At 71.2% G+C, this 25,347-nt stretch carries 22 protein-coding genes and 1 riboswitch; of the genes, 14 read left to right on the top strand and 8 right to left on the bottom strand.

All coding sequences use genetic code 11. The annotated features are described in order from the left end of the window. Together JW592_RS31445 and JW592_RS31450 are read right to left on the bottom strand one after the other, a co-directional pair. Positions 1 to 760 (bottom strand): transglycosylase SLT domain-containing protein (locus JW592_RS31445; RefSeq protein WP_209268689.1); only part of this gene is annotated, 760 nt, incomplete at its 3' end. 4 nt (positions 761 to 764) lie between these two features. Next, positions 765 to 939: riboswitch (cyclic di-AMP (ydaO/yuaA leader) on the bottom strand. 502 nt (positions 940 to 1,441) lie between these two features. Then, positions 1,442 to 2,065: a winged helix-turn-helix domain-containing protein gene (locus JW592_RS31450; RefSeq protein ID WP_209268690.1), complete on the bottom strand. Its 624-nt coding sequence runs from the start codon at positions 2,063 to 2,065 to the stop codon at positions 1,442 to 1,444. Between the two features lie 172 nt (positions 2,066 to 2,237). Here JW592_RS31450 and JW592_RS31455 point away from each other — a divergent pair, with 172 nt between their 5' ends. After that, positions 2,238 to 2,975: an ABC transporter ATP-binding protein gene (locus tag JW592_RS31455; protein ID WP_209268691.1), complete on the top strand. Its 738-nt coding sequence runs from the start codon at positions 2,238 to 2,240 to the stop codon at positions 2,973 to 2,975. Continuing rightward, on the top strand, positions 2,969 to 5,446 hold the full coding sequence (locus tag JW592_RS31460) for an ABC transporter permease (protein ID WP_209268692.1): 2,478 nt from the start codon (positions 2,969 to 2,971) through the stop codon (positions 5,444 to 5,446). Before JW592_RS31455 ends, JW592_RS31460 begins: the two co-directional genes overlap by 7 nt. Here JW592_RS31460 and aztA read toward each other — a convergent pair. Next, the gene (gene aztA / locus JW592_RS31465; RefSeq protein WP_209268693.1) at positions 5,376 to 6,173 is read right to left on the bottom strand and encodes a zinc ABC transporter ATP-binding protein AztA; all 798 of its coding nucleotides are present in this window, start codon (positions 6,171 to 6,173) and stop codon (positions 5,376 to 5,378) included. The genes JW592_RS31460 and aztA overlap by 71 nt on opposite strands. A gap of 49 nt (positions 6,174 to 6,222) precedes the next feature. On the opposite strand from aztA, the gene aztB reads away from it, so the two are divergent. From aztB to JW592_RS31500, 7 genes are all read left to right on the top strand, one after another. Next, positions 6,223 to 7,119 carry a zinc ABC transporter permease AztB gene (gene aztB / locus JW592_RS31470; protein WP_209268694.1) on the top strand — a complete coding sequence of 299 codons (897 nt, stop codon included), beginning with the start codon at positions 6,223 to 6,225 and terminating at the stop codon, positions 7,117 to 7,119. Next, positions 7,116 to 8,360 (top strand): hypothetical protein, encoded by a 1,245-nt coding sequence (locus JW592_RS31475; protein ID WP_209268695.1) that lies wholly within the window; start codon positions 7,116 to 7,118, stop codon positions 8,358 to 8,360. Before aztB ends, JW592_RS31475 begins: the two co-directional genes overlap by 4 nt. Before the next feature lie 8 nt (positions 8,361 to 8,368). Next, positions 8,369 to 9,310, top strand: a complete 942-nt coding sequence (gene aztC, locus JW592_RS31480) for a zinc ABC transporter substrate-binding protein AztC (protein WP_209268696.1) — start codon at positions 8,369 to 8,371, stop codon at positions 9,308 to 9,310. 65 nt (positions 9,311 to 9,375) lie between these two features. Continuing rightward, complete coding sequence (gene aztD / locus JW592_RS31485; protein ID WP_209268697.1) at positions 9,376 to 10,569, top strand: zinc metallochaperone AztD; 1,194 nt, start codon at positions 9,376 to 9,378, stop codon at positions 10,567 to 10,569. 109 nt (positions 10,570 to 10,678) lie between these two features. After that, on the top strand, positions 10,679 to 13,441 hold the full coding sequence (gene pulA / locus JW592_RS31490; protein WP_209268698.1) for a pullulanase-type alpha-1,6-glucosidase: 2,763 nt from the start codon (positions 10,679 to 10,681) through the stop codon (positions 13,439 to 13,441). A 270-nt stretch (positions 13,442 to 13,711) separates the two neighbouring features. After that, positions 13,712 to 14,044: an SCO4225 family membrane protein gene (locus JW592_RS31495; protein WP_209268699.1), complete on the top strand. Its 333-nt coding sequence runs from the start codon at positions 13,712 to 13,714 to the stop codon at positions 14,042 to 14,044. A gap of 173 nt (positions 14,045 to 14,217) precedes the next feature. Continuing rightward, the gene (locus JW592_RS31500) at positions 14,218 to 15,543 is read left to right on the top strand and encodes a PP2C family protein-serine/threonine phosphatase (protein WP_229377185.1); all 1,326 of its coding nucleotides are present in this window, start codon (positions 14,218 to 14,220) and stop codon (positions 15,541 to 15,543) included. Between the two features lie 110 nt (positions 15,544 to 15,653). Here the strand turns inward: JW592_RS31500 and JW592_RS31505 are convergent, their stop codons facing one another. After that, entirely contained in the window at positions 15,654 to 17,123 is a 1,470-nt protein-coding gene (locus tag JW592_RS31505) for a purine-cytosine permease family protein (protein WP_229377186.1), read from the bottom strand. A 242-nt stretch (positions 17,124 to 17,365) separates the two neighbouring features. On the opposite strand from JW592_RS31505, the gene JW592_RS31510 reads away from it, so the two are divergent. Both JW592_RS31510 and secD read left to right on the top strand, forming a co-directional pair. Further along, complete coding sequence (locus JW592_RS31510; RefSeq protein ID WP_209268700.1) at positions 17,366 to 17,833, top strand: hypothetical protein; 468 nt, start codon at positions 17,366 to 17,368, stop codon at positions 17,831 to 17,833. 268 nt (positions 17,834 to 18,101) lie between these two features. Continuing rightward, the gene (secD, locus tag JW592_RS31515; protein WP_209268701.1) at positions 18,102 to 20,480 is read left to right on the top strand and encodes a protein translocase subunit SecD; all 2,379 of its coding nucleotides are present in this window, start codon (positions 18,102 to 18,104) and stop codon (positions 20,478 to 20,480) included. 76 nt (positions 20,481 to 20,556) lie between these two features. Here the strand turns inward: secD and JW592_RS31520 are convergent, their stop codons facing one another. Then, positions 20,557 to 21,321: a LysR substrate-binding domain-containing protein gene (locus JW592_RS31520; RefSeq protein ID WP_209268702.1), complete on the bottom strand. Its 765-nt coding sequence runs from the start codon at positions 21,319 to 21,321 to the stop codon at positions 20,557 to 20,559. 58 nt (positions 21,322 to 21,379) lie between these two features. Here JW592_RS31520 and JW592_RS31525 point away from each other — a divergent pair, with 58 nt between their 5' ends. Next, entirely contained in the window at positions 21,380 to 21,784 is a 405-nt protein-coding gene (locus JW592_RS31525; protein ID WP_209268703.1) for a DUF5997 family protein, read from the top strand. Between the two features lie 75 nt (positions 21,785 to 21,859). On the opposite strand, the gene JW592_RS31530 is transcribed toward JW592_RS31525, so the two are convergent. From JW592_RS31530 to JW592_RS31540, 3 genes are read right to left on the bottom strand one after another with little or no spacing between them, the layout of a single operon-like run. Further along, positions 21,860 to 22,189, bottom strand: a complete 330-nt coding sequence (locus JW592_RS31530; RefSeq protein WP_209268704.1) for a putative quinol monooxygenase — start codon at positions 22,187 to 22,189, stop codon at positions 21,860 to 21,862. A 48-nt stretch (positions 22,190 to 22,237) separates the two neighbouring features. After that, the gene (locus JW592_RS31535) at positions 22,238 to 22,975 is read right to left on the bottom strand and encodes an IclR family transcriptional regulator (protein WP_209268705.1); all 738 of its coding nucleotides are present in this window, start codon (positions 22,973 to 22,975) and stop codon (positions 22,238 to 22,240) included. Beyond that, positions 22,975 to 23,508: a MarR family winged helix-turn-helix transcriptional regulator gene (locus JW592_RS31540; RefSeq protein WP_209268706.1), complete on the bottom strand. Its 534-nt coding sequence runs from the start codon at positions 23,506 to 23,508 to the stop codon at positions 22,975 to 22,977. Before JW592_RS31540 ends, JW592_RS31535 begins: the two co-directional genes overlap by 1 nt. 124 nt (positions 23,509 to 23,632) lie before the next feature. Here JW592_RS31540 and JW592_RS31545 point away from each other — a divergent pair, with 124 nt between their 5' ends. Together JW592_RS31545 and JW592_RS31550 are read left to right on the top strand one after the other, a co-directional pair. Further along, positions 23,633 to 24,046, top strand: a complete 414-nt coding sequence (locus JW592_RS31545) for an organic hydroperoxide resistance protein (protein WP_209268707.1) — start codon at positions 23,633 to 23,635, stop codon at positions 24,044 to 24,046. A 241-nt stretch (positions 24,047 to 24,287) separates the two neighbouring features. Then, positions 24,288 to 25,316 (top strand): DUF3048 domain-containing protein, encoded by a 1,029-nt coding sequence (locus JW592_RS31550; RefSeq protein ID WP_209268708.1) that lies wholly within the window; start codon positions 24,288 to 24,290, stop codon positions 25,314 to 25,316. Positions 25,317 to 25,347: the final 31 nt, after the last annotated feature.

Below are 25,347 nucleotides of genomic sequence, written 5' to 3' on the forward strand. Positions count from 1 at the left end.
TGACGTTGTCGATCGAACCGTACCTGTCAGCTGCGTAGTTGCAGGCCGCGACGATGTTGGCGACCGGGTCGCGCTGGTCGTAGGCCGTGCCCGCGACGTGGTACGCGTCGAAGGTCGGCTTGATGACCTGGAGGAGCCCGATGGACGGGGTGCCGTTCTGGGCGTTGATGTCCCAGTTGTTGATGGCGTTCGGGTCGCCGCCGGACTCCCGGATGATGTTGCGGTGGATGCCCTGGTAGGTGCCCGGAATGCCGTGCTGCTTCATGATGGTCAGCGCCTCGTTGATCCAGCCGTCCAGGGAGGTCGACTGGGTCTTGTGCACGCTGCTCTGCTCGGCCGAGCCGCGGTTGGCGCGCTCGGGGGCGCTGCTCCGCTCGGCCGGCGCCGACGCGGTGTCCAGGGTCAGCTTCTGACCGGGGCGGATCAGGTTCGCGTCGCTGCCGATCGTCTTCTTGTTGGCCTTGTAGAGGGTCGGCCAACCGCCCTCGACGTCGTGGTCCACGGCGATCTGGGAGAGGGTGTCACCGGGGACGACGGTGTAGGAGTCGGCCTCCTGCTCGGCCTTCGCCTGCTGGGCGGCGCGGGTCTGGACGGACTGCGTGTGCTTCGCGGCCTGGACCTGGGCCGGCGCGGACGCCGCGTGTGCGCTGCCCGCGGTCAGCAGAGGGGCGGCGATTCCCGCGCCACCGGCGACGAGGGCGATCGAGAGCCGGGAGATGCGGGACTTGAGCGGATTTCGGGCGTGTCGGCCACGAGACATGGGGGTGTCCTCTCCTAGCGCCTGCGAGGTGAGCTGTCGGATTCGGGCTGGAGTGGCCCGGCCATTCCCGTGCGCGAGGCGCAGCGGGCATGACTTCACCCCTAGCCGGGCCGCCGGGTGCGGCTCGGCACGTACTTGGGTCCCCCGCTCCTGCCGCGTGGTACTGGTGCGGATTTCCCTCACCGGGCGGCAGGATTCGGCGCCCCGGGACGGGAACTCCGGCCGTTCATGGAGGCCGGAGCGAGGACACGGAAACACAATGAATTGCCCTGAGCAAGGCGCTCGATTCACCTGTGCCAGGTCAAGGAGAAATGATCTCGGGATACTTCAACGCTCTGCGGTGGATCATTTTCTGAGCGTAAAGCGGTGAAGTGAAGGGAATTTCGAAAAGCTCTTTTTTGCAAGGCTTTTGATGGGCCGCCAGAAGATCTTGCCGGTGATAGCACCTGATCGGTGTGTTTCCTGACACAGTGAATGAGCAGGAGCGGCAAGTCTTGTATATCCGGACATTGCAGTTGAAATCTGCTGAAGGTGGCTCTCTTCAGTGCACTGTTGACCGCTGTTGAATGGGCGGAAGCGTCAGGGCGTCGCCATTTCTACTAAGCGGCATCGTACATTGCCGGGCGCGGCCGGTGTTTCCGGATGGCTCGGTGTTCCCGGATGTGTGATTTCCGGGTGCTGCTACGAGGCGCAGGGTCCGGGAGGCTGCGGGCCGGGGCCGTCGAGCGGGACGCCGAACCAGCGGACGGCGACCGGCCGGGTGCCCGGTTCGCCCTCGGTGCGACGCCGCTGGAAGCGCCGTAGCAGCTCCAGGTAGGCGTCGTGGAACTCCTGGAGCTCCCCGCGGGTGAGGTGGAGGGTGCCGCGCGAGCCGTACACCCACTCCTCTTCCCCGGGGTGCGGGAGGGTGTAGCTGTAGGCCAGCTCGATGTCCTCCTCCATGCGCAGCCGGTCAAGCTCGCCGACCACGGCCCGCTCGGCGGGCGACAGTCCGGCCGGGGCCGGACGCCGGACATCCAGGCCGCGTACCCCACGCCACCAGCGTTCGCGGCCGTTCGCCGAGTGCTCGGGGTCGTCCTCGATGAACCCGGCGCGCTCGAGCTGCCGCAGGTGATAGCTGAGCGTCCCGGTGTTCTCGCCGAGCTCGGCGGCGAGCGCGGTGGCCGTCGCGGCGCCGGCCGCCGCCAGGCGGCGGAGGATCTTCAGGCGCAGCGGGTGCGCCAGCGCCTTGAGGGCCGCGGGGTCGCTGGTGGTGCGGGGCGAGTGCCTCGCGGCGGGACGGTCCTCTTCCGGTGGCTCGGACATGGCCTGAGCTTAGCGCAGAGGTTCCTCTGCAGAGCCGAACCTGCAGAGGAGAGTCTGCAGAGGAAAATCTGCAGAGCTTCCTTTGCAGAGTTTTCTCTGCGATCCTGCTTGTGGCACGCCACGAGCCCGACCGTGCGCGCGCCGACCACGACAAGGACGGCAGGACAGACATATGGCAGACAGAGCGGTCTCGCTTCGGCAGCTCACCCGCCGGTACGGCACCGGCCCCGGCTCGGTCACAGCGCTGGACGGGGTCTCACTCGACTTCCACCACGGAACGTTCACCGCGGTGATGGGACCCTCCGGCTCGGGCAAGTCGACGCTGCTGCAGTGCGCGGCCGGTCTCGACCGGCCCACGTCGGGCTCGGTCACCGTCGCCGGGACCGAGCTGACCGGGCTGAGCGAGACCCGCCTGACACTGCTGCGCCGCCGGCACATCGGCTTCGTGTTCCAGACCTTCAATCTGCTGCCGTCCCTGACCGCCGAGCAGAACGTGGGTCTTCCGCTGCGACTCGCAGGGCGCCGCCCTCCTTCCGCCCTCGTACGGGAGGTTCTGGAACGCGTCGGGCTGGGCGGGCGCAGGAGGCACCGGCCCTCGGAGCTGTCCGGTGGCCAGCAGCAGCGGGTCGCGCTGGCCCGTGCCCTGATCACCCGCCCCCAGGTGCTCTTCGGCGACGAGCCGACCGGCGCCCTCGACTCCGCGACCAGCCGGGAGGTGCTGGTGCTGCTGCGCGACATGGTCAGCGCGGAGGGGCTCACCCTCGTCATGGTCACTCACGACCCGGTCGCCGCCTCCTACGCGGACCGCGTGGTCTTCCTCGTCGACGGACGGCTCACCGGAGAGGTGCTCGGAGCGTCCGCGCAGGACATCGCCGGGCGGATGGCGAAGCTGGAGGCCACCGCATGCTGACGAGCACCCTGGCAGCGCTGCGCACTCGCTGGGTCGCCTTCACCGGCAGCTTCGTCGCGCTGGCGCTCGGGGTGGGACTGCTCACCGTCATGGGTCTGGCGCTGGCGTCCGCGTCCCAGGCACCGGAGCGGAAGCCGGAGAGATTCGCCACGGCACCCGTCGTCATCCAGGGCGCCGACACCCTGCGCGTTCCCACCCCGATCGGCGAGCGGACCCACAAGCTGGCACACCCCCGTGCCGTGCCCGACAGCGTGCGGGCCCGGCTGGAGAAGCTGGGCCAGGTCGTGGAGGACCGCTCTTTCGGTGTGCGGGTCGAGGGCGTCCCGCGGGATCTGGTCGGCCATCCATGGTCCACGGCGGCGTTCGCCCCCTACCGCCTCAGCGAGGGCCGTGCGCCCCGGGCCGACGACGAGGTGGTCGTCAGCGAGGACTGGGTACGGCGAGGCGCCGGGCCGGCCCGTCCGGGGCAGCGCCTGCACACCGCAGAGGGCCACGTCCGGGTTGTCGGCGTCGTCGGTGGGCTCGGCTTCGAGGACGCCGTCTTCTATACCGACCGGCGCGCGGCCGAACTCGCGCCGCGCAGCGGACAGCTGGTGGTCGACACCGACGATCCGGCCGCGGTACGCGCGGCTGCCCACGGCAGTGGCGTACGGGTCCTCACCGGCGAAGCACGGCGGCTCGCCGACCCCGACCCCGACCGGGACAGCACGGCCCTGACCGCGATGACCGCCATGTTCGGCACCGCCGGCGGCCTATCCGCCTTCGTCTCGGTGTTCGTGGTCGCCTCCACCTTCGCGTTCGCCGTGGCCCAGCGCCGCCGCGAATTCGGGCTGCTGCGGATGGCCGGGGCCACCCCTGCGCAGGTCCGCCGTGCGGTCCTCCTCGAGGCGCTGGTCGTCGGCGCGCTCGCCTCGGCGGCCGGCTGTGTGCTGGGCGGGTACGGAGCACCCGCGCTCGCCCGGTGGGTGGTCGACGAGAAGCTGGCGCCCGGCTGGTTCACCATCCAGCACCACACCTGGCCGTACCACGCGGCCTTCTGGACGGGGCTGCTGGTGGCCCTCGGCGGGGCGGCCGTCGCCTCCTGGCGGGCCGGCCGCACGGCACCGACCGAGGCCCTGCGCGAAGCCTCGGTGGACACCCGCACGATGACGTGGAGCCGCGGGCTGTGCGGCGGAGCCCTGCTGCTGACCGCCGCAGGCACCCTCCTCGCCTCCTTGCTGAGCGACCCCGGCGACCTGCTGCACCGCAAGACGTATGTGATCCGGCCGATGCTGCTGATCACCGGGGTGGCGCTGCTGGCGCCGCTGCTGGTGCGCCCGCCGGCCCGGCTGGTCGCCCGGCTCGCCGGCCGGCTTCCGGGCGCCGCCGGCCTGCTGATGGGCCAGAACGCCGCCACCGGGGCCAGACGCACGGCGGCTGTCGCGGCGCCCGTCCTGGTCACGGTGGCTCTGGCGGGCTCGCTGCTGGGAACCACCGCGACGCTCAATGAGGCGAAGGCCACCGAGACGCGCGCCCGCACCGCCGCCGACTTCGTGGTCACCGCCCATGGTGAGGACGGCTTCGAGGCGGCAACACTCAGGCGACTGCGCCGTATCCCCGGCACCGAGGTCTCCGCGACCGCCTCGACCGCCGTCTACACGCTGGAGGACGGGGTGGCACTCATCAAGTCCGCAGCCCGGGCCGGTGAATCCGCCGGACTCCGGAGCACGACCCGGCTGCCGCTCGCTTCCGGCTCGGTCGGTGACCTCGACGACGACTCGATCATCGTCAACGAGGAGTGGGCACACCACACCGTGGGGGAGCGCGTGAACGTATGGCTCGGGGACGGAACCAGGAGATCGCTGCGGATCGCCGCGGTCATGACCACGGGCACCGGAGACAACGGCGCCTATGTCACCCCGCGCAACGCCCGTCACGCGCCGGTCGACCGGGTCGAGGTACGGCTCGGCGAAGGGACCGGTGCTGCCAGAGCGGCCGCGGCGCTGCGGAGAGCCGTGCCGCGGTCGGAAGGAGAGGTCAGCACCCGGGAGAAGTGGCTGCGGTCCGCCTACCCCGGCACCGACCGCACGACCCGCACGGGTCTGCTGCTGGTGCTCGGTATCGCCCTGCTGTACACGGGGATCGCGGTCGCCAACACCATGGTGATGTCGACCGCCGACCGGGCGCCCGAACTCGCCCTGCTGCAACTGACCGGCGCCACCCGGTGGCAGGTGCTGCGCATCACGGCCGCCGAGGCGCTGATGGTGGTCGTGGTCGGCGGTGTGCTGGGGATCGCGGTGGCCGGGCTCAACCTTGCGGGCGTCTGGGGCGCACTGGAACTGCTCTCGGTCCGCGCGCCGATCCGGCTTCCCTGGACGGCACTTGGCACGGCAACCGGGGCCTGCGCCGTGGCCGCCGTGCTCAGCGCGGTGCTGCCGGCGGCGCTCCGGCTGCGCCGCCGGTCGACGGCGCTGTCGACGGCGTGCGCCTGAAGCCGGCGTCGGACTGGCCCTGATGGGCCGGGTACCAGAGGCGTCGCAGCGCGCTGTCGGTGAGCACCTCGTCGGGGCGGCCCTCCTCGACGAGCCGTCCGTCCCGGAGGAGCAGGCAGTGGTCGGACGCGCGGGCCGCGTCCAGGTCGTGCGTGGCCTGGACGACGGTCACCCCCTGGGCCGCGGCGGTCCTGAGCACGTCGGTGATGCTCTGGCGCGCGGCCATGTCCAGGCCCGTCGTCGGCTCGTCCAGCAGGAAGAGGTCGGCCTCCTGTGCGAGCCCCTGGGCGACGAGGGCGCGTTGGCGCTGGCCGCCCGAGAGTTCACCGAGCTGCCGTCCGGCCAGCTCCAGGATGCCCAGCTGTTCCATGCTGGCGTCCACGACGGAGCGGTCCCGTGCTGTGAGCCGCCGCCAGGCGCCGCGATGAGCCCAGCGCCCCATGGTCACGGTTTCGCGGACGGTGAGCGGGAGGGTGTCGGCGACCGCGCTGCGCTGGACCACGAAGCACGGGCGGGAGGTGCGGCCCCTGTGCAGGACGCCGGACGTGAGCGGGTGCACTCCCGCGAGAACGCTCAGCAGCGTGGACTTCCCCGAGCCGTTGGGGCCGACGACGGCGGTGGTCGCCGAGCGGGGGACGGACGCGGTCAGTCGACGCAGCACCGGACGCCGGGGGTATCCGGCGGTGACGTGGTGCAGCGCGACCTCGTATGGCGTGGGCTGTGGCATGTCCTCCCCTTGTTGTTATGACAATCATTTTCATTATAGGCTCCACGGCATGGAGTGGTTGACCGGCCCGTTCGAAGTCGCCTTCGTCCAGCGGGCCCTGTGGAGCGGAATCCTGGTGTCGCTGATCTGCGCCACGGCCGGGACCTGGGTCGTGCTGCGGGGCATGACCTTCCTCGGCGACGCCATGGCGCACGGCATGCTGCCCGGGGTCGCCCTCGCCTCGCTCTGCGGAGGGAATCTGCTGATCGGCGCCGCGGTCAGCGCCGGAGTCATGGCCTGCGGGGTGACGGCACTCGGGCGCTCGCCCCGGCTCTCCCAGGACACCGGGATCGGGCTGCTGTTCGTCGGGATGCTGTCGCTGGGCGTGATCATCATTTCGCGTTCCCAGTCGTTCGCGGTGGACCTCACCGGATTCCTCTTCGGCGATGTGCTCGCCGTGCGGGAGCAGGACCTGGTCGGCCTCACCGTGGCGCTGGGCGTCGCCGTCCTCGCGTCCGCGCTGGGCTACCGCTCTTTCCTTGCCCTCGTCTTCGACGAGCGGAAGGCCCACACTCTCGGGCTGCGCCCCCGTCTGGCGCACGCGGCGCTCCTCGGGCTCGTCACGCTCGCCATCGTCACGTCCTTCCACGTGGTCGGGACGCTGCTGGTCTTCGGGCTGCTGATCGCCCCACCGGCGGCGGCACTTCCGTGGTCGCGGCGCGTTCCGACGGTGATGTGCGGCGCTGCGCTGTGCGGCGTGGCCGCGACCTTCGCCGGACTCCTGCTCTCCTGGCACCTGGGCACGGCCGCCGGAGCGACGATCGCGGCGGTCGCCGTCCTGCTGTTCTTCTGCTCCGCGCTGGTCTCCCGAGTCCGCGACCGCCGAGTGGAGCACGCGCAGCCCGGCCCCGAGGCCGCAGAGCACGAAGAGCCCGAACAGCGACTGGAGTACGAGCCCTCATCATGACCCGGAACCCGAGCAAGGCCGCAGCGGCGGCGATCACAGCGCTCACCCTGGCGCTGCTCCTGGCGGGCTGCGCCGAAGGCGACGGCAAGGAGGAAGCAGGCCGGGGGGGCGGGAAGAAGTCCGCGTCCTCCCCGAAGCCGCACGGATATGTCGCGGGAGCGGAGGAAGCAGCGGAGCAGCAGTCCCGCCTCGTGCTGGGAGACAGCCGGAGCGGCACCGTGGCCGTGCTCGACCTCATCGAGGGCGGAACCGAGCCGCTGGGCCGGATGCGCGAGGGCGCGGAGCTGGTGACCGACGGCCGGTTCGCGTACGCCAACTCCGGCGGCGGCTCCCAGGTGTTCGACAGCGGAGCATGGATGGTCGACCACGGCGACCATGTGCACTACTACCGCGCCAAGGCCCGTGCTGTGGGGACGGTTCGGGGGAAGAGGGCCGAACACGTCCACAGCAGCTCATGGCTGACCGCTGTCACCTTCGCCGACGGCACCGCACGACTGGTGGACCACGGCCGCATGGAGAAGGGGCGGATCAGCCCCTCCGCCACTATCGAAGACGTCGACCGCGGTCCTGTCGTTCCGCTGGGCGAACACGCGCTCGTTCCGGTCGCCGCAGCCGGCTCGGAGACCGCGCTGGAGGTGCGCGACCGGAAGGGCAGGAAGAAAGCCTCCCTCGACGAGAAGTGCCCGGGACTGCGCGGCGCCGCAGTGACGCGCAGCGGCGTCGTCTTCGGGTGCGCGGACGGCGCGCTGTTCGTGACGGAGAAGGGGAGGAAACCCCGCGCGGAGAAGATCCCCTTCGGCCGCGAGGTGCCCGCAGCGGAACGGCCTGATTCCTTTCGGAGCCGCTCGCAGGGGACCACCCTCACCGCGAAAGCGGGAGACAAGGGCGTCTGGGTCCTGAACGTCACCGCACGCGACTGGAAGCTGCTCGAGACCGGACCGGCGGCAGCGGTGAACAGCGCGGGCGAGGGGATGCCGGTTCTGGTGCTGAAGAAGTCCGGCACGCTGAATGCCTACGACGCGTCCGACGGCCGGGAGACAGCGAGCAGAAGAATCCTGGCCAAGTCGTCATCGGTAAAGGACGCCGCACGCTCGGTCATCGAGATCGACGCCGGCCGCGCCTACATCAACGACACAGCGGCCAAGAAGATCCACGAGATCGACTACAACGACGACCTGCGCAAGGCCCGTTCATTCCCCGTGGACTTCACCCCCTCCGAGATGGTGGAGACGGGGCGGTGAGCGCGGCCATGACGACCTCTCACCCGAACCTGAGGCGCCGGGCACTCGGCGCCCTCCTCCTGGTCTGCGCGCTGCTCGCCGCGCTGGCGGGATGTTCCGGTACCGCGGACAGGCGCCCCACCGTGGTGGTGACCACCAACATCCTCGGCGACCTCACACGGCAGGTCGCCGGCGGCGAGGCCGAGGTGAAAGTGCTGATGAAGCCGAACGCCGACCCGCACTCCTTCGGCGTCTCGGCCGCCGAGGCCGCACAGATCGAGAGCGCGGACCTGGTGGTCTACAACGGTCTGGGACTCGAGGAGAACGTGTTGCGCCACGTGCGGGCAGCCGAGGAGGCGGGCGTCCCCACGCTCGCAGTCGCCGACGCGGTGCACCCTGTCACCTACCGGTCGGACGAGACGGCGGGAGCGCCCGACCCGCACTTCTGGACGGACCCCTACCGGGTGCGAACAGCAGTCGGGATCATCGGGAAGAACGTCACCCGCCACGTCGACGGGGTCGACAAAGGCACCGTCAAGGCACGAGCCGCCGCCTACGGGAAGAAGATCGGGCAGCTCGCCGGGTGGATGAAACGGCGCTTCGACACCATTCCCCCGAAGCGGCGGAAGCTGGTGACCAATCACCACGTCTTCGGCTACCTGGCACGCCGCTTCGATTTCCAGATCGTCGGCACGGTGATACCCAGCGGCACCACTCTGGCCTCGCCCAGCGCCTCCGACATGAAGGCGCTCGCCACCACCATCGACAAGGCGGGGGTAAAGGCGGTCTTCGCTGATTCCTCGCAGCCGGAGCGTCTGGCACGTGCGCTCAAGAGGGAGAGCAAGGTCGAGGTGTCGGTGATCCCGCTGTTCTCCGAGTCGCTGACGGAAAAAGGCAAGGGCGCCGCCACCTACCTGCAGATGATGCGCTTCAACACCGAGGCGATAGCGCGCGGACTCGGCAAATCCTGACAACAGCGCAGCACAGGACCGCCGCCCTGCCATCCGCGGCGGACCAGGAAAGGAAGAAGGACACCATGAGCAGCAGCAGTTCGCGCCTGCGCAGGGCGGCGACGTTCTCCGCGCTCCTCTTCACCTCGGTCGTCATGACGGCATGCGGTGCGGAGGACACGGACGACAAGTCGGCGGCCGAGTCCACGGGCAAGCGGTCAGCGGCGACCGTCGAGGACCCCCTCGCGGTCACGCACGACGGCGGGATATACGTGCTCGACCCCGAAACCCTCGAGGTGGTCGGGGACGTGCCGCTCAAGGGATACAACCGGGTGAACCCGGCAGGTGACGACAAGCACATCATGGTGTCCACCTCGCAGGGCTTCCGCGTGCTCGACGCGACCCGCCGACAGCTCACCGGAACCCGGTTCGAGGGCGCCGAGCCCGGCCACGTGGTGCAGCACGCCGGGAAGACGGTGCTCTTCACCGACGGCACGGGCGAAGTCACCGTTCTCGATCCGGCCGAACTCGGAAAGCGGAAGCCGAAGACCGAGACGTACACCTCGCCCTCCCCGCACCACGGTGTCGCGGTCGAGTTGGAGAACGGCGAACTCGTCACCACCCTGGGCACCGCCAAGAAGCGCACGGGAATCGTCGTCCTCGACAAGCAGCGCAAGGAGATCGCACGGAACGAGAAATGTCCCGAGGTGCACGGTGAGGCGACCGCCGAGGACGAAGCGGTGGTCATCGGCTGCGAGGACGGCGTTCTCCTGTACAAGGACGGGAAGATCACCAAGATCGACAGCCCGACCGAGTACGGCAGGATCGGCAACCAGAAGGGGTCCGGGAAGTCGCCCGTCGTGCTCGGCGACTACAAGCAGGACCCGGAGGCCGAACTGGAGCGCCCTGAGAAGGTCTCCCTGATCAACACGGAGACGGGCAAGCTGAAACTCCTCGATCTGGGGACCAGTTACAGCTTCAGGTCCCTGGCGCGCGGTCCCGGGGGCGAGGCGCTGGTACTGGGCACGGACGGGAAGATCCACGTCATCGACCCGGGCAAGGCCGAGGTGAGCCGGACCATTCCTGCCGTGGACGAGTGGCGCGAGCCGCTGGACTGGCAGCAGGCCCGCCCGGAGATCTTCGTACGGGGCCGGACGGCCTATGTCACCGAGCCCGAGCGGAAGAAGGTCTACGCGATCGACCTGGAGTCCGGCAAGCGGAAGGCGACCGGCACCTTCGAGAAGAAGCCGAACGAGATCACCGGAACCGTCAGCGAGTAGCCGCGGCGGGAGCGTTCGGGGCGGAGGACTGTGCAAAGTCTTCCGAAAGTTTCAGCAAACTGTTACGGTCCCGTCGCTCCCGCCCACCCTCGCCCCAGACGGAGGCCGCATGAAGGCACGCACGCCCAGGCTCCGCACCTTCCGCGCCAGAGCTCTGGTCGCAGCCCTGACGCTGTCCGCATGCGCCACAACGGCCCTCGGAGCGGCACCCGGCGCCGCTCTCACTCCGGGCACGAGCGCGGTGGGAACCGCGGCGCCCGACGGGGGAGAGGTCACCGACCTCAGCACAGCGCGGGTGCAGTGGATCGACCGTACGACCGTGGCCTGGCCGAGGAACCTGGGCGATCCCACGGCACCCCACCGCCTGGTCGCCGACCGCGAAGGCGACCTGGCGGTACGCGACGGAAAGCTCACCGGCGGCGGCCGGGAGCTGCCACTGGAGCGCGTACCGGGCGGCCTCAGCGACCGACAGCGCGCCGAGTGGCCGCACCTGGCCGGCGCGTACGACGCCTACCGGGTGTCGGAGCAGGACCGGGGAGCGCTGCGCGGCGCACTGCGCGGACAGGTGGTGGCAACGGCGGGGGACGACAGGCTCTCGGCCGCCACCGGCGTCCAGATCCCCGGCGTCCTGGACGACTTGTACGCGGACGAGGGCGGAGCCGAGCACGCGCGCCTGGGACCCGCCTTCCACCAAGGGCGCCGGACCTCCCTGGCCCTGTGGGCGCCGACAGCCCAGCGCGTACGGCTGCTGGTCGGCGGCCGGGCCGTGCCCATGCACCGGGACGAGTCGAGTGGCGTCTGGCGCGCCGCGGGCAACTGGCGTGACGTCCGCTACCGGTACCGGGTCACGGTGTGGTCCCCCAGCGCGGGCGAGATCGTCACCAACGACGTCACCGACCCCTACTCGACGGCCCTCACTGCGGACTCCCGACAGAGCGTCGCCACCGACCTTTCCGATCCCCGGCACGCACCGCCAGGCTGGTCCCGGCTGCGGAAGCCGCATCCCACCGCGCTGCGCAACGCCCAGATCCAGGAGCTGCACATCCGCGACTTCTCCCGCGACGACCGCACGGTGGCGGCGCGCGAGCGGGGCACCTACCGGGCGTTCACCGAACGGAACTCGGACGGCATGCGCCACCTGCGGATGCTGGCCCGCGCCGGGACCTCCCATGTCCATCTGCTGCCCGCCTTCGACTTCAGCTCCGTCCCCGAGCGGCGCGCCGACCGGCAGCAGCCGGCGTGCGAGTTGGCGAAGCTGCCACCCGACTCCGCCGAACAGCAGAAGTGCGTACGCGAGACAGCCGGGCGCGACGCCTTCAACTGGGGATACGACCCCCAGCACTACACCGTTCCGGAGGGCTCCTACGCCGCACGGCCCGACGGCCCCTCGCGCACCCGCGAGTTCCGCGGCATGGTGCGCGGCCTCAACCGCGCCGGGCTGCGTACCGTCATGGACGTCGTCTACAACCACACCACCGCGGCCGGCCAGGACCCGCGCTCCGTCCTGGACCGCGTCGTGCCCGGCTACTACCACCGGCTCGACGCCGGCGGCCGCGTCGCCACCTCCACCTGCTGTGCCAACACCGCGCCCGAACACACCATGATGGGCAAGCTGGTCGTGGACTCGGTGGTCACCTGGGCCCGCGAGTACAAGGTGGACGGCTTCCGCTTCGACCTGATGGGCCACCACCCCAAGGCCAACATCCTCGCCGTCAGACGTGCCCTGGACGCGCTCACCCCCGCCCGCGACGGCGTCGACGGCAAGAACATCCTGCTGTACGGAGAAGGCTGGAACTTCGGCGAGGTCGCCGACGACGCCCGCTTCACCCAGGCCACACAGCGCAACATGGCGGGAACCGGAGTCGCCACCTTCTCCGACCGCGCCCGCGACGCGATCCGTGGCGGCGGCCCCTTCGACGAGGACCCCCGGGTGCAGGGCTTCGCCTCCGGCCTCGCCACCGACCCCAACCCCTCGCCTGCCAACGGCAGCCCGGCGCAGCAACGTGCCCGGCTGCTCCACTACCAGGATCTCATCAAGGTCGGACTCAGCGGCAATCTGGCCGGCTACCGCTTCACCGACTCACGCGGCCGCAGCGTCACCGGCGCCGAAGTCGACTACAACGGCGCCCCGGCGGGCTACGCCCGACGACCGGGCGACGCGCTCGCCTACGCCGACGCACACGACAACGAGACGCTCTACGACGCGCTCGCCTTCAAGCTGCCGGCCGGCACGACGGCCGCAGACCGGGCCCGGATGCAGGTCCTCGGCATGGCCACCGCCACGCTCTCGCAAGGCCCCTCGCTCTCGCACGCGGGCTCCGACCTGCTCCGCTCGAAGTCCCTGGACCGCAACTCCTACGACTCCGGTGACTGGTTCAACGCGCTGCACTGGGACTGCCGCCGTGGCAACGGCTTCGGCCGTGGCCTGCCCCCGGCGCCGGACAACGAGGCGAAGTGGCCCTACGCGAAGCCGCTGCTCACCAACCCGAAGCTGTATCCGGACTGCGCGCGGATCACCGCGACCGCCGCCGCCTACCGGGACCTGCTGCGCATCCGTACCACCGAGCCCGCCTTCGGCAAGAAGACCGCGGGCGGGGTGCAGCGCTCCCTCTCCTTCCCGCTGTCAGGGCCGGCGGCCGGCGAGAAACCAGGGGTGATCACCGCTCGTCTGGACGATCTGGTGCTGGTCTTCAACGCCACTCCGCAGCGCCAGACCCAGCGCGTTCCGGCGCTCGCCGGCCGTGGCCATGCCCTGCATCCCTTCCAGGCGGCCGGCGCCGACCCGGTGGTGCGGCGGTCCGGCTACGAGAAGGCCACAGGCACCTTCACCGTGCCGGGCCGCACCGTCGCCGTCTTCCGGCAGCGCCCCTGAGCGCCGGACGCGATTTCTCTGCTCCTGGTTGGAGACTGCCTTTCTCCATCCCTGGTTGGAGGCCGTGATCACCCTGCGGCCCGATGCCCGGAGCCCTGGGCGGCCCTAGCCTGAGCACACCCTGCACGAACTCGGCGACCGCCAGGGGTTCGGCCTCACCCTCACCGCCCTGCTCCACGCGGCGGCCGGTGGCACGGGGCTGCACCTGCGGAGGCTGCGCGCGGCCCGGCAGCCGGACCGATGAACACCACTCCCGAGGAGCCCGACAACATGACCGACTCCCGCTCCGAGCCCGCCGCCCTCCGCGCCGTACGCGACGCGCTGCGCAGCGTGGCGGCGCTCCTGTACCTCGCCGTCTGTGCCGTCCTGCTCGTCTGGGCCGTGGTGGTGAGCGCGGGCGACAACCCCGACGCCTCCCTCGCAGGTGTGGTGCCGCTTCTCGCCACCGCGCCGGTGAGCCTGGTGCTGCTGGCGCTGCCGGACCACCTCTCCATGGTCTTCCTCGCCGTCGGCCTCGGCGCCCTGGTCAACGCGGTGCTCATCGGCTGGTGCGCCCGCGCCCTGCGCCGGGGCCGCCGCACCGGCTCCGGCCCCCTGGCCTGAGGGGCGGGCCCGCAGCTTCGTCGCAGCACGTCAGCGCTTCTTCGCCGAGGGTGAAGCAGTGCTCCCGGACATCCGTCGGCGTTTATCCGGCGGGCCGCGCGGGGACCGCGTGGAGCGAACACCACGCGGAAGCCACCATCCGGGAATGGCCGGTCTCCTCCCTGGGAGAGTTCATGAGCTCCAACAATGGCTCGGACCTCGGTAACGGCGTGGAGCCGGAGGAGTTCTTGCCGCAGAGTGCGACGGAGCGGTCGGCGATGCTGGGCGCGCTGATCAGCGCCAGTCACCTCTCGACGCTGGAAGAGCTCCCCGGGCATCTGAGCGAGCAGGCCGCCCGCGTCGGACTGACCGAGGTCGTCGTCTACCTGGTCGATCTGCAGCAGGAACTGCTGGCGCCGCTGACCGCCCATCCGCCGCCCGCCGGTGGCGAGGGCCTGCGGCCGGAGGAGATCAGGGTGGAGGGAACCGTGGCCGGGCGTGCCTTCCAGCACGGCGAGGTACTTCCGGCCTCGCCCGCCGATCACGATCACTGGTGGGTGCCCCTGGTCGACGGGACCGACCGGCTGGGGGTGCTGTACATCACCGCACCCGACGCCGACGCTGCCGCCCAGGTGGACATGCGCCGACTGGCCGGACTGGTGTCGCTGCTGGTGGTCAGCAAACGCGGACTGAGCGATTCCTACAGTCGGCTGGTGCGCCGCCGACGGATGGATGTGGCGACCGAGATGGAATGGCGCCTCATGCCGGCCCGTACCTTCGCGACCGAGAGCCTGATGATCAGCGCGCTGATGGAGCCCGCCTACGAGGTCTGCGGCGACGTCTACGACTACGCCTTCGACGGCCGGGTCGCCCACCTGGCCATCTTCGACGCGATGGGCCACGACACCGCCGCCGGGCTGACGGCCAACCTCGCCCTCTCCGCGGCCCGCAACGCCCGCCGTGAGGGAGCCGATCTGGTCCGCACCGCGGTGGCCGTCGACCGGCTCGTGACCGAGCAGTTCTCCGGCGAGCGCTTTGTCACCGGAGTTCTGGCCGACCTGGATGTGGCCACCGGAGAGCTGCGGTGGCTGTGCTGCGGGCACCCGCCGCCCGCCGTGGTGCGCGGACACGGAATCGTCCATCTGGAGTGCGCGCCGACCCCGCCGCTGGGGGCCGGCTTGGGCATACCCCACAATCTGTGCCAGAGAGAACTCGAACCCGGCGACCGGCTGTTGCTGTACACCGACGGGATCACCGAGGCCCGCAGCCCCTCGGGCGAGGAGTTCGGACTGGGCCGCTTCGTTGACTTCCTCATCCGTCACCAGTCCGATGAGCTGCCGGTCCCCGAGACGCTGCGCCGGCTCATCCGGCACCATCTGGACTACCACCAGGGCCGGCTGGGCGACGACGCGACCGTTCTGCTGGCGGAGTGGCACGGACCGGCCGGGCTGGAGATCGAAGGGGTCAAACAACTCGCGGGCGTTCCGGACGTGGCGGACGTGCGCGGCCTGGACAGGTAGCGAGCCGCCACGGGGCCTCCGTTCGGTTCACCGCACCCCGCCCCCCTCTCACCGCACCCCGCCCCCCTTCTCACCGTGCCCGGCCCGCTCCCACCAGTGCCCCGCCCCGCTCACCGCGCTTCGGCTTCGGCGGGCGGCTCCGTGCCTGTCGGTACGGCGGGGCCGGTGCCGCGCGGTCCAGGGAGCGTCGCGGGCGGGGCGGTCAGGATGGTGCGCTCCGGTATATGGGCAGTGTCGCCGCGGGCCAGGAGCCAGTAGAGGACCGCCGGGACGGCCAGCCCTACGAGCCAGGAGATGTCGGCGCCGCCGAGCGGGTCCACGAGCGGACCGGTGTAGAAGTGCGTCGCCAGGAAGGGGAACTGGGCAGCGAGGCCGACGGCGTAGACAGCCAGGGCCCGCCACCGCCAGGCGCCGTACCGGCCCTGCGGATCGCTGAGCGCGGGCAGGTCGTAGCGCTCCTTGGCGACGAGGTAGTAGTCGACGAGGTTGATGGCCGACCACGGCGTGAACGCGGTGAGCAGAAAGAGCAGGAAGTCCTTGAACGAGGTCAGAAAGCTGTCCTTGCCCGCCAGCGCCACTGCCGTGCCGACGACCATGATGGCGGCGATGTAGCCGGCCCTGGCGCGCGGCCCCAGCTCCCGCTGCCCCCGGAAGCCGCTGACCCCGGTCACCATGGACATGAAGCCGCCGTAGGTGTTGAGGACATTGATGGTCAGCTTTCCCAGGGCGATGACGAAGTACAGGAACGGGGCCATGAGTCCGGCCCCGCCCAGCCCTACCACGTAGCCGACCTCGTGCCCCACGAACGCCGGGCCGGCAGCCGCCGCGGCCAGCGCGCCGAAGGTCATCGACCACTGCGACCCCAGCACCGAGCCGCCCAGCGTCCACCAGAACGTGGCGCGCGCCGAGGTGGAGCGGGGCAGGTAGCGCGAGTAGTCGGCGACGTACGGACCGAAGGCCAGCTGCCAGGAGGCGGACAGCGAGACCGCCAGCAGGAAGACCGGGAAGGAGAACGCGCGCTCGGCGAGCAGCTCGGCCAGGTCGGCCCGTTCCAGCAGCCGGAAACCGAGATAGACGAAGGCGAGCGCGCACACCAGGCTCGCCACTCTGCCCAGCGCGTGGATGACGCGGTATCCGACGGCGGCTGCCACGGCGGTGACGAGTGTGAACAGCACGATGCCGGGGGTTTCCCCGAGGTGGGTCAGCTCTCCGACGGCCTGGCCCGCAAGGACGCTGCCGCTGGCGAAGAATCCGATGTACATCACGATGACCAGCGCCAGCGGTACGACCGCGCCGCGCACCCCGAACTGGGCGCGGCTGGAGATCATCTGCGGCAGCCCCAGCCGGGGACCCTGCGCCGAGTGCAGCGCCATGACCGCTCCGCCGAGGAGATTGCCCAGCAGCAGCCCGAACACCGCCCAGAAGGCCGGGGCGCCGAAGACGACGGCGAGGGCGCCCGTCACGACGGCCGTGATCTGGAGGTTGGCACCCAGCCAGAGAGTGAACTGGCTGAACGCCCTGCCGTGTCGCTCCGCGTCCGGGACCACGTCGATCGAGCGACGCTCCACCACACCGGCCATTCGCTGCACCTTCTTTCGCGTTCTTCGCGCACACCCGGTTCCGCGATTCAGCGGGCCGCGGGCTCCGTGGCACCGCGGCTTTGTATGGGCGTATTCATGCTGGGGTCCGGATGAATGGCCGTCAATACATAGAGGTGAATCTTGCGTAACGGCGGTCGGTGCCGCGAGTGCTCCGGGGTCGCTGCCCCCGCGTAGACTGCCCGGCACCGGCAACCGGCCACGGAGTTCGACGGGGAGGGACCATGCAGCCGAGCTCGCGGCCTCTGTCCCCGCGCCGTTCCGCGTCCGCGGCCCTCGCCCTCGTCTGGGGCGCTCTGCTGCTCCTGACGGGCGCCGTGCCGGCGACTCCCGCGCAGCCGGGCGTGCCGTCGTCCGGGATCGTGGCGGCGGACCGGGGAGCACCTCAGGGCTCCGGTGGCTCTTCCGCCCCCGTCCGGCCCGACACCTGGCGCAGGGCGGTGGTGCACGAAGCCACGGCCAAGGCCACCAAGGCGGTGGCGCACGGGGCCGCGGCGACGGCCGTCCACGAGGTGCGGCCGAACGGCCAGCCGCCCCACCCGCCTGCCCTCCCGACCGCCGCCTCGCCCTTCGCGCCCGCGCCGCTCCTCGGCCGCTCGGCGGCCGCCCCCTCGCAGGAGCGGGCGCCGCCGCGCTCCGCGCACGATCCGCGCACCAGCCGGGGCCCGCCCCTGCCACCACTCGCCGTCTGACCGAGTCGGCCGGCTCTCCTCCGCACCCTGCCTGCGGCACGTTCCCGCGCCGTCAGCTCGTTCGCGTACGCGTTCCCCGAACCCGCACGAGGGGCCTGCCCTGCCATCGGCGCCGCCGGGCCCGAGTGCCGCGACGGGCACGGGTGGTGCCCCGGTGCACTCCGGGTGCCGCCCGTGGCTCCGCCACGGGCGGGCAGTGCGGAAGGGGGCGGTCGGCTGCCCTGTGCGCCGCGTATGCCGCGCGGTGCCTCTTCAGCCTGGAGTGGTCTTGTCCCGTACGCCCCGCCGCACCACCCGTACCGCCGGTGCTCAGCACCGTTCCCGCGCGCCGCTGTGGCGCGCGCTGCTCGCGCTCGTCGTCGTAGGAGTCTCCCTCTTCTTCGCCCTGACCACCCCGGCCCGGCTGGGGCTGGACCTCAAGGGCGGAACGCACATCGTCCTCGAAACCCGGGACGGCCCCGGCGTGCGGGCCGACCAGGCCGCCACCGACCGCGCGCTGGAGGTGCTCAGGCAGCGCGTCGACGCCCTCGGCGTGGCCGAGCCGTCGCTGTCCCGGGCGGGCGAGAACCGGATTCTCGTCGAACTGCCCGGGGTGCAGGACCCCAGGGAGGCGGCCGAGGTGATCGGCCGAACCGCACAGCTGACCTTCCATCCGGTCGAGGAGGTGACCGAGCGACGGCCGCACGACAAGGCCCGGCCCGGGAAGGGCGAGGACGGCTCCCGCGTCCTGCCCGATCCGGACGACAAGCGGGCCGCGCTGCGGCTGGGGCCGGCCGCGCTGACCGGTGAGGGGGTGAAGAACGCCGAGCCGCAGCTCGACACCGCGCAGGGCAGCGGCTGGAGCGTCACCGTCGACTTCCGGGGCGGAGCAGCCGACAAGTGGGCGCGACTGACAGGGCAGGCCGCCTGCCGCCCGGCGGACGCGCCGCAGCGGCGGGTGGCGATCGTGCTGGACGACCGGATCGTCTCCGCGCCCCGCATCCAGGACAGCGTGCCCTGCCGCACGGGGATCACCGGCGGATCAACCCAGATCACCGGTGGCTTCGGCGACGACGAGGCCAAGGAGCTGGCCGCACTCATCAAGGGCGGCGCGCTGCCCGTACCGGTCGAGGTGATCGAGCAGCAGACCGTCGGGCCGACGCTGGGCGCCGACGCCATCCGGGCCAGTGCACAGGCGGCGGTCATCGGACTGCTGTTCACGGCGGTGTTCATCACCGTCGTCTACCGGCTGCTGGGCGCACTGGCCACCCTCGCCCTTGGCGCCTACGGCCTGATCTCCTACGCGGCGCTCGTCGCGCTGGGCGCCACGCTGACGCTGCCGGGGCTCGCCGGATTCGTGCTCGCCATCGGCATGGCCGTCGACGCCAACGTGCTCGTCTTCGAACGGGCCCGCGAGGAGTACAACCGCCCGCGCCCGCGCCCGGACAAGCCGCGGCAGGAGCGGGACCTCCGGCGCGCGCTGCGCACCGGGTTCCGCCAGGCGTACACCGCTGTCATCGACTCGAATGTCACCACGCTGCTGGCCGCCGGGCTGCTGTTCTTCTTCGCCACGGGGCCGGTCAAGGGCTTCGGTGTGACCCTCTCGCTGGGGGTCCTCGCCTCGATGGTCTCCGCCATGGTGATCACCCGGGTGCTCGTCGAGTGGGCCGTGCGCCGCAGCCGGGTGCGACGGCGGCCGGCACTGACCGGCCTCGCCGGCTCCTCCCGGCTGCGCGACCGGCTCACGGCGCGCCGGCCCCGCCTCGCCCGCCGGCCCCGCCGGTGGCTGACCGTCATGGCTGGACTGGTGCTGGTGGCCCTCGCCGGGATCGGACTTCGTGGGCTGGAGTTCGGTGTGGAGTTCACCGGTGGCCGGATGGTGGAGTACAGCACCAGCAAGGCCGTCGACGCCGACACCGCACGCCGGGCCGTGGCGGACGCGGGGTTCCCGCGCGCGGTGGTGCAGGAGGCGGGCGACGGGGGCGTCTCCGTACGGACCGAGAAGCTCACCGACGCGGAACGGGAGCGTATCCGCGAGGGACTGGAGCCGGCCGGCGGCCACGTCTCGGTCGAACGGGACGAGTTGGTGGGGCCCAGCCTCGGCAGCGAGCTGCGGCGCAAGGCCCTGATCGCGCTGTCCATCGCCGTCGGCGCCCAGTTGCTGTATCTGAGCGTCAGGTTCCGCTGGACGTTCGCCACGGCCGCCGTCGCAGCGATGGCGCAGGACGTCCTGCTGGTGGTGGGGCTGTTCGCCTGGCTGGGCAAGCCGGTCGACAGCGTCTTCCTGGCCGCGCTGCTCACCGTCGTCGGCTATTCGGTCAACGACACCGTGGTGGTGCTCGACCGGCTGCGCGGTATGCGCCGTGCGGACCGCGCGACCCCGCTGCCTCAGCTGGCCGACGCCGCCGTGGCCCGTACCCTGCCGCGCACCGTGAACACCGGGATGGGCGCGCTGTTCATCCTGGTCGCCCTGGCGCTGCTGGGCGGCGACTCGCTGACCGACTTCTCGGTGGCCCTGCTGGCCGGAGTGGTGGTCGGAACGGCCTCCACGGTCCTGACGGCGACACCGATGGCCGCCGTACTGGAACGGTGGCGGCCCCGGCCACACCCCGAGCGCGCCGATCACGATCGGCACCGCGACAGGGACAGTTCAGGCGCCGTGGTGTAGGCGCTCTCCGGGGGAGGGGAGGGGAGGGGAGGGGAGGGGAGGGCCGGGTCCGGCTCGCTCGGCCACCGTGGCGCTGTCAACGGCGGCGCGGTCTGCCTCGTTTGCCGGGCTTGCCGCCCCCGGAGCCGGTACGTCTACCGCGGCCCTTCCCGGCCGGCTTGGGGGGCGCCGGCTTTCGCCGGGCGCCCTCGGCCGCCGGGCGCTTCTCCTTCGGCTGCGCAGGGGCGGGGCGGCGGCCCCGGGAGCTGTTGACGGTGCGGCCGCGGACGATGCCGATGAAGTCCTCCACCATGTCGGTGGTCCGCTCCTGGGGCCACGAGAGCGCGACCTGGGACTGCGGGGCATCCGTGAGCGGCCGGTAGGTGAGGTCCCTGCGGTGGTGCAGCCGGGCGAGCGACTGCGGGACGACGAGCAGTCCGACGCCCGCCGCCACCAGTTGGACGGCGTCCGCCGTGGTGGCGGGACGCTCCTGCGCGTGCCGGCCCGGTGGGCGCTCCCAGTCGAGTGTGTCGTCGAGGGGGTGCAGCACGAGCTCGTCGGCCAGCTCCTCGGCGGTCACCTCGTCCGCTGCCGTCACGACGTGGTCCTTGGGGACCACGACCACCGTCGTCTCGGTGTAGAGAGGGATGACGCTCAGGTCCGTACGGTCGATCGGCAGCCGGACGAAGCCGGCGTCGGCGCCGCCGCCGCGCAGGACGTCGGGGGCCTCGGCTGCGGACAGCCCGACGAGGTGCAGCGGGATGTCGGGCAGCCGCTCCTCCCAGATCCGCACCCACTTGGTGGGGGTCACGCCCGGGACGTAACCGAGCCGGAACGAAGGGGGTGCGTCTGAGCCTGTCACCTGGCCAGGTTACCGGGCGTGGTCCTGGGCGGCACACACGATCGATATGCTGGAGCCCATGACGTCGCACAAGAACACCCAGACGATGAAGCCCGCGACCGCGGCCAAGAAACTGGGTGTGTACCTCGATGCCACCCCCGAGGAGTTCCAGGAGGGTGTCGTCTCGCGCGACGAGCTGAACGCGCTCCAGGCCGATCCGCCCGAGTGGCTGCGGGAACTGCGGCGCAACGGCCCGCACCCCCGCCCTGTGGTCGCGGCGAAGCTGGGCGTCTCCACCTCCGGTCTGGTACGCGGCGGAGTGACCGAACCGCTCACCACCGAGCAGATCGAGGCCCTGAAGAACGAGAGCCCGGAGTGGCTGCGCAGGGAGCGCGCCACCCAGGCCGAGGTGCGCAAGGAGGCGGCACGCCTCAAGGAGAAGCGGCTCCAGGAGAACGAGAAGGCCGCACCGCGCGCGGAGTAGCCCCGCCGCCCCCGCCACTGACTGGGCGCGGCCCCGTACGGGTACGTGCAGCCCTCGCCCGGGTATGTGACAGCCCTACGGCTTGGGTGTCAGTTCGGCCATGGTTCCCCAGCCGTGCTGGTCGGGGATGTTCACGTTGATGATCCGCGGGGTCTCGGCGATCGCTGTGGACATGGTCTCCAGGCCCGCTTTGAAGTGCTCGGACTCGACGTGTGCCGCGCCTGCTGCGTCGTCGGCGAAGGCTTCCAGCAGGGTGAAGCGGTTCGGGTCGTCGGCGTCGCGTGACCAGTCGAAGAAGAGGTTGCCCGGTTCGGCGCGTGTCGCCTCGGTGAAGGGGCCCACCAGGGAGAGCCACTCGTCGGCGTACTCGGGACGGACTGCGAAACGTACGGCGGTGAAGATCATGCCGCCAGCATGGGGCGCGCCGCGCCGTTCGGCCAGCCGGGCAGACCCTCATTCCGACGCCGTCGGAAACGCGGCGGCCGCGCGCAGCAGCGCTGCGCCGGCCTCGGTGTGCCGGAGCTGGAAGAGCCGGCGCGGCAGCGAGACGGACAGCGCGGCGGGCGCGGCGTCCGGGCGGCCGGGCAGAGGTACGGCCAGGCAGGTGTGGGCCGGGTCGGCCTCGCCCACGGAGACGGCCAGGCCCCGGTCGCGCACTCGGGCGAGCTCGGCCTCGAAGCGCGCCTCGTCGGTGATGGTGCGGTCGGTGTGCCGTGCCATGCCGTGGTCGGTGAGATAGCGGCGCCGCGCCGCGCGCGGGAGCTGGGCGAGCAGGGCCTTGCCGTGCGCGGTGGCGTGCGCCCTTGTCTCGGGACCGGGCGCGAAGGGGTCGGTGGCCGTGAGAGGCGTGGTGCTGTCGATGACGGTGATCTGCCCGTCCCGGTAGGTGGTGAAGTACGCCTCGGCGCCGGTGGCCCGGCGTATCCGGGGGAGCAGCGCCGCGGCTTGGGCGTCGACGCTGTGGTGGCGCCGGAAGGAGCGGTGCAGCGCCGGCACGCGCGGGCCCGGGCTGTACCCGTCGGGGCCGCGCAGCACATGGCCGCGCTCGATGAGCGGAGCGAGCAGATGGTAGACGGTCGAGAGGGAGCAGCCGCACTGCCGTGCGAGTGTCTTGGCGCTCACCGGTCCGGGTGCTTCGGCCACCGCGTCCAGCAGTTCGAGCGCGCGGTCCACCGATCGAGGGCCGCTCATCAGGGTGCGGACTCCTCTCGGCCGAGCAGAGCTGTCCCGTCTCCGCCGAGCAGGGCTGCCTCGTCGGCGACGGCGGCGTCGAGCGCCTGGGTGAGCTTGTCGAGCCGGGCACGCAGCTCGGCGGCCTCGGCCGCGTCGAAGCCCGCGGCTGCCGCGATCCGTCGTGGGACGCGCAGGGCGCGCTCGCGCAGCTGTCCGCCCGCCTCGGTGAGACGCACCTGGACCGAGCGTTCGTCCTGTGCGGAGCGCTCGCGCCGGACGAGTCCTGCTGCCTCCAGCCGCTTGAGGAGCGGCGACAGGGTGCCGGAGTCGAGCCGCAGCTGTGCGCTCAGGCTCTTGACCGACACCTCGCCGTGTTCCCACAGCACGAGCATCACCAGGTACTGCGGATAGGTGAGACCCAGGTCCTTCAGCAGCACGCGATAGACGCTGCCGAATGCCCGTGACGCTGCGTTGAGGGAGAAGCAGATCTGGCGGTCCAGCCGGAGGAAGTCCTCCTCCGGTACGTCGGTGGGTGTCGGCAACGGGTTCATGATCCCAGCGTACCTGCTGCGAACTTTAGAGTTGTGCACAATTTAATTGTGTGCTCTCCTTGTGGTCCGGGGTGGCCTGGACGGGCCGCACCGCCGATCTGTCATCGAGAGGGATGGTCTTTCCATGGACGCGCTCTACACCGCTGTCGCCACCGCCACGCACGGCCGGGAGGGGCGAGCCGTCGCCTCCGACGGCAAGCTGGACGTCCAGCTCGCCCCGCCGCGGGAGATGGGCGGCAGCGGCCTGGGCACCAACCCGGAGCAGCTCTTCGCCGCCGGCTACGCGGCGTGCTTTGCCAGCGCTCTGGGTGTCGTCGGCCGGCGGGCGAAGGTCGATGTCTCCGAGGCCGCCGTCACCGGCGAGGTCAGCATCGGCAAGCAGGGGGAGGGCTTCGCCCTCGCCGTGACGCTGCGGGTGGAGCTCCCCGACGGCCTCGACGGCGAGACGGGCCGCACGCTCGTCGAGCAGGCGCATCAGGTGTGCCCGTACTCCAACGCGACGCGCGGCAACATACCGGTCGAACTCGTGGTCGAGTGACCGGTCTGCCGGTCTGCCGGTCTGCCGGTCTGCCGGTCTGCCGGGCCTCCGGGCTGATGACCCGCGTCGGGTGCGCGGCTCGGGACCGCAAGCGAAGGGAAACACCAACACGTCCTGAAATCACGCTAGTTGGCACGCACTGACGAAGTGACCGGCTGCTGCTTCGGGTATTGACGGCGCCGGAGCGGGAAGGGTGGGGTGGGCTCCTCCAGCAGGATTTCCCCCCACAGGAGGTCTGTTCATGGCAGGCAGCTCCCCCTCACCTTCCTCCGCCGGCGGTTCGAAGGGCTCCCCACACATACCCGCACGCCGCCGTGTCCGTCTGGCAGCCGCACTGGCCCTCGTCGGCGGGCTGGCGGGTGCCGCCGCGGCCACGCCGTCGTTCGCCGCTTACGGCAACGACGAGGGCGCCGCCCCGGAACGGCACGATGCCGCGTCCACCTCACCGTTCACCGGTCTTCCTGCCCAGCGGAACCCGGTGCTCGCCGTGAAGATCGACAACCACAAGGACGCACGCCCGCAGACCGCGCTCGAAGACGCCGACATCGTCGGCGTCGAGAAGGTCGAGGGCGGACTGGGCAGGGTGTTCGCGGTCTATTCCAGCCACTACCCCGAATCGCTGGGCCCCGTGCGCAGCGCCCGCGAGTACAACGTCGAACAGATGCGGATGTTCCAGCGCCCCGCGCTCGCCTACTCGGGGGCGCGCGCTGCGGTCGTTGAGAAGATCAAGAAGTCGCCGCTGTACGGGGTGTCCCACGACGACCACCCGGACGCCTACGAGCGCGGTGGTGACAACGAGCCGCCGCACAACCTCTACGGTCACCCCGACAAGCTCCTCGAAAAGGCCCCGAAAGCGAGCAAGGCCGAAGACATCGGCTTCCGTTTCGGCGCCGAGCCGAGCGGTGGGACACCTACCGGTGAACAGACCGTGGACTACGGTTCCTCACGGACCACCTTCAACTGGTCTGCCAACGAGGGACGTTGGCTGGTCTCCTTCGACGGCGAGCCGGCGAAGGGCACCTCGGGGAAGCGGCTCGGCGGCAAGACGGTGATCATCCAGAAGACGGAGATGCCGCCGGACTCCAGCGGCAAGACGCCCTACATCGAGACCGTGGGCAGCGGCGAGGCGACCGTACTGCGCGACGGAAAGGCGTTCACCACGAAGTGGGAGCGCGAGAGCGCGACGAGTGACACCACCTACACCCTCTCGAACGGCGAGCGGATGCCCTTCGACCGCGGTCAGGTCTGGCTCGTCTACCAGGAGCGCTGACGACGCCTCAGCGGTGTGCCGCATGCGGAGT

The organism is Streptomyces spirodelae (assembly GCF_017676385.1).
GTDB classification, from domain to species: domain Bacteria; phylum Actinomycetota; class Actinomycetes; order Streptomycetales; family Streptomycetaceae; genus Streptomyces; species Streptomyces spirodelae.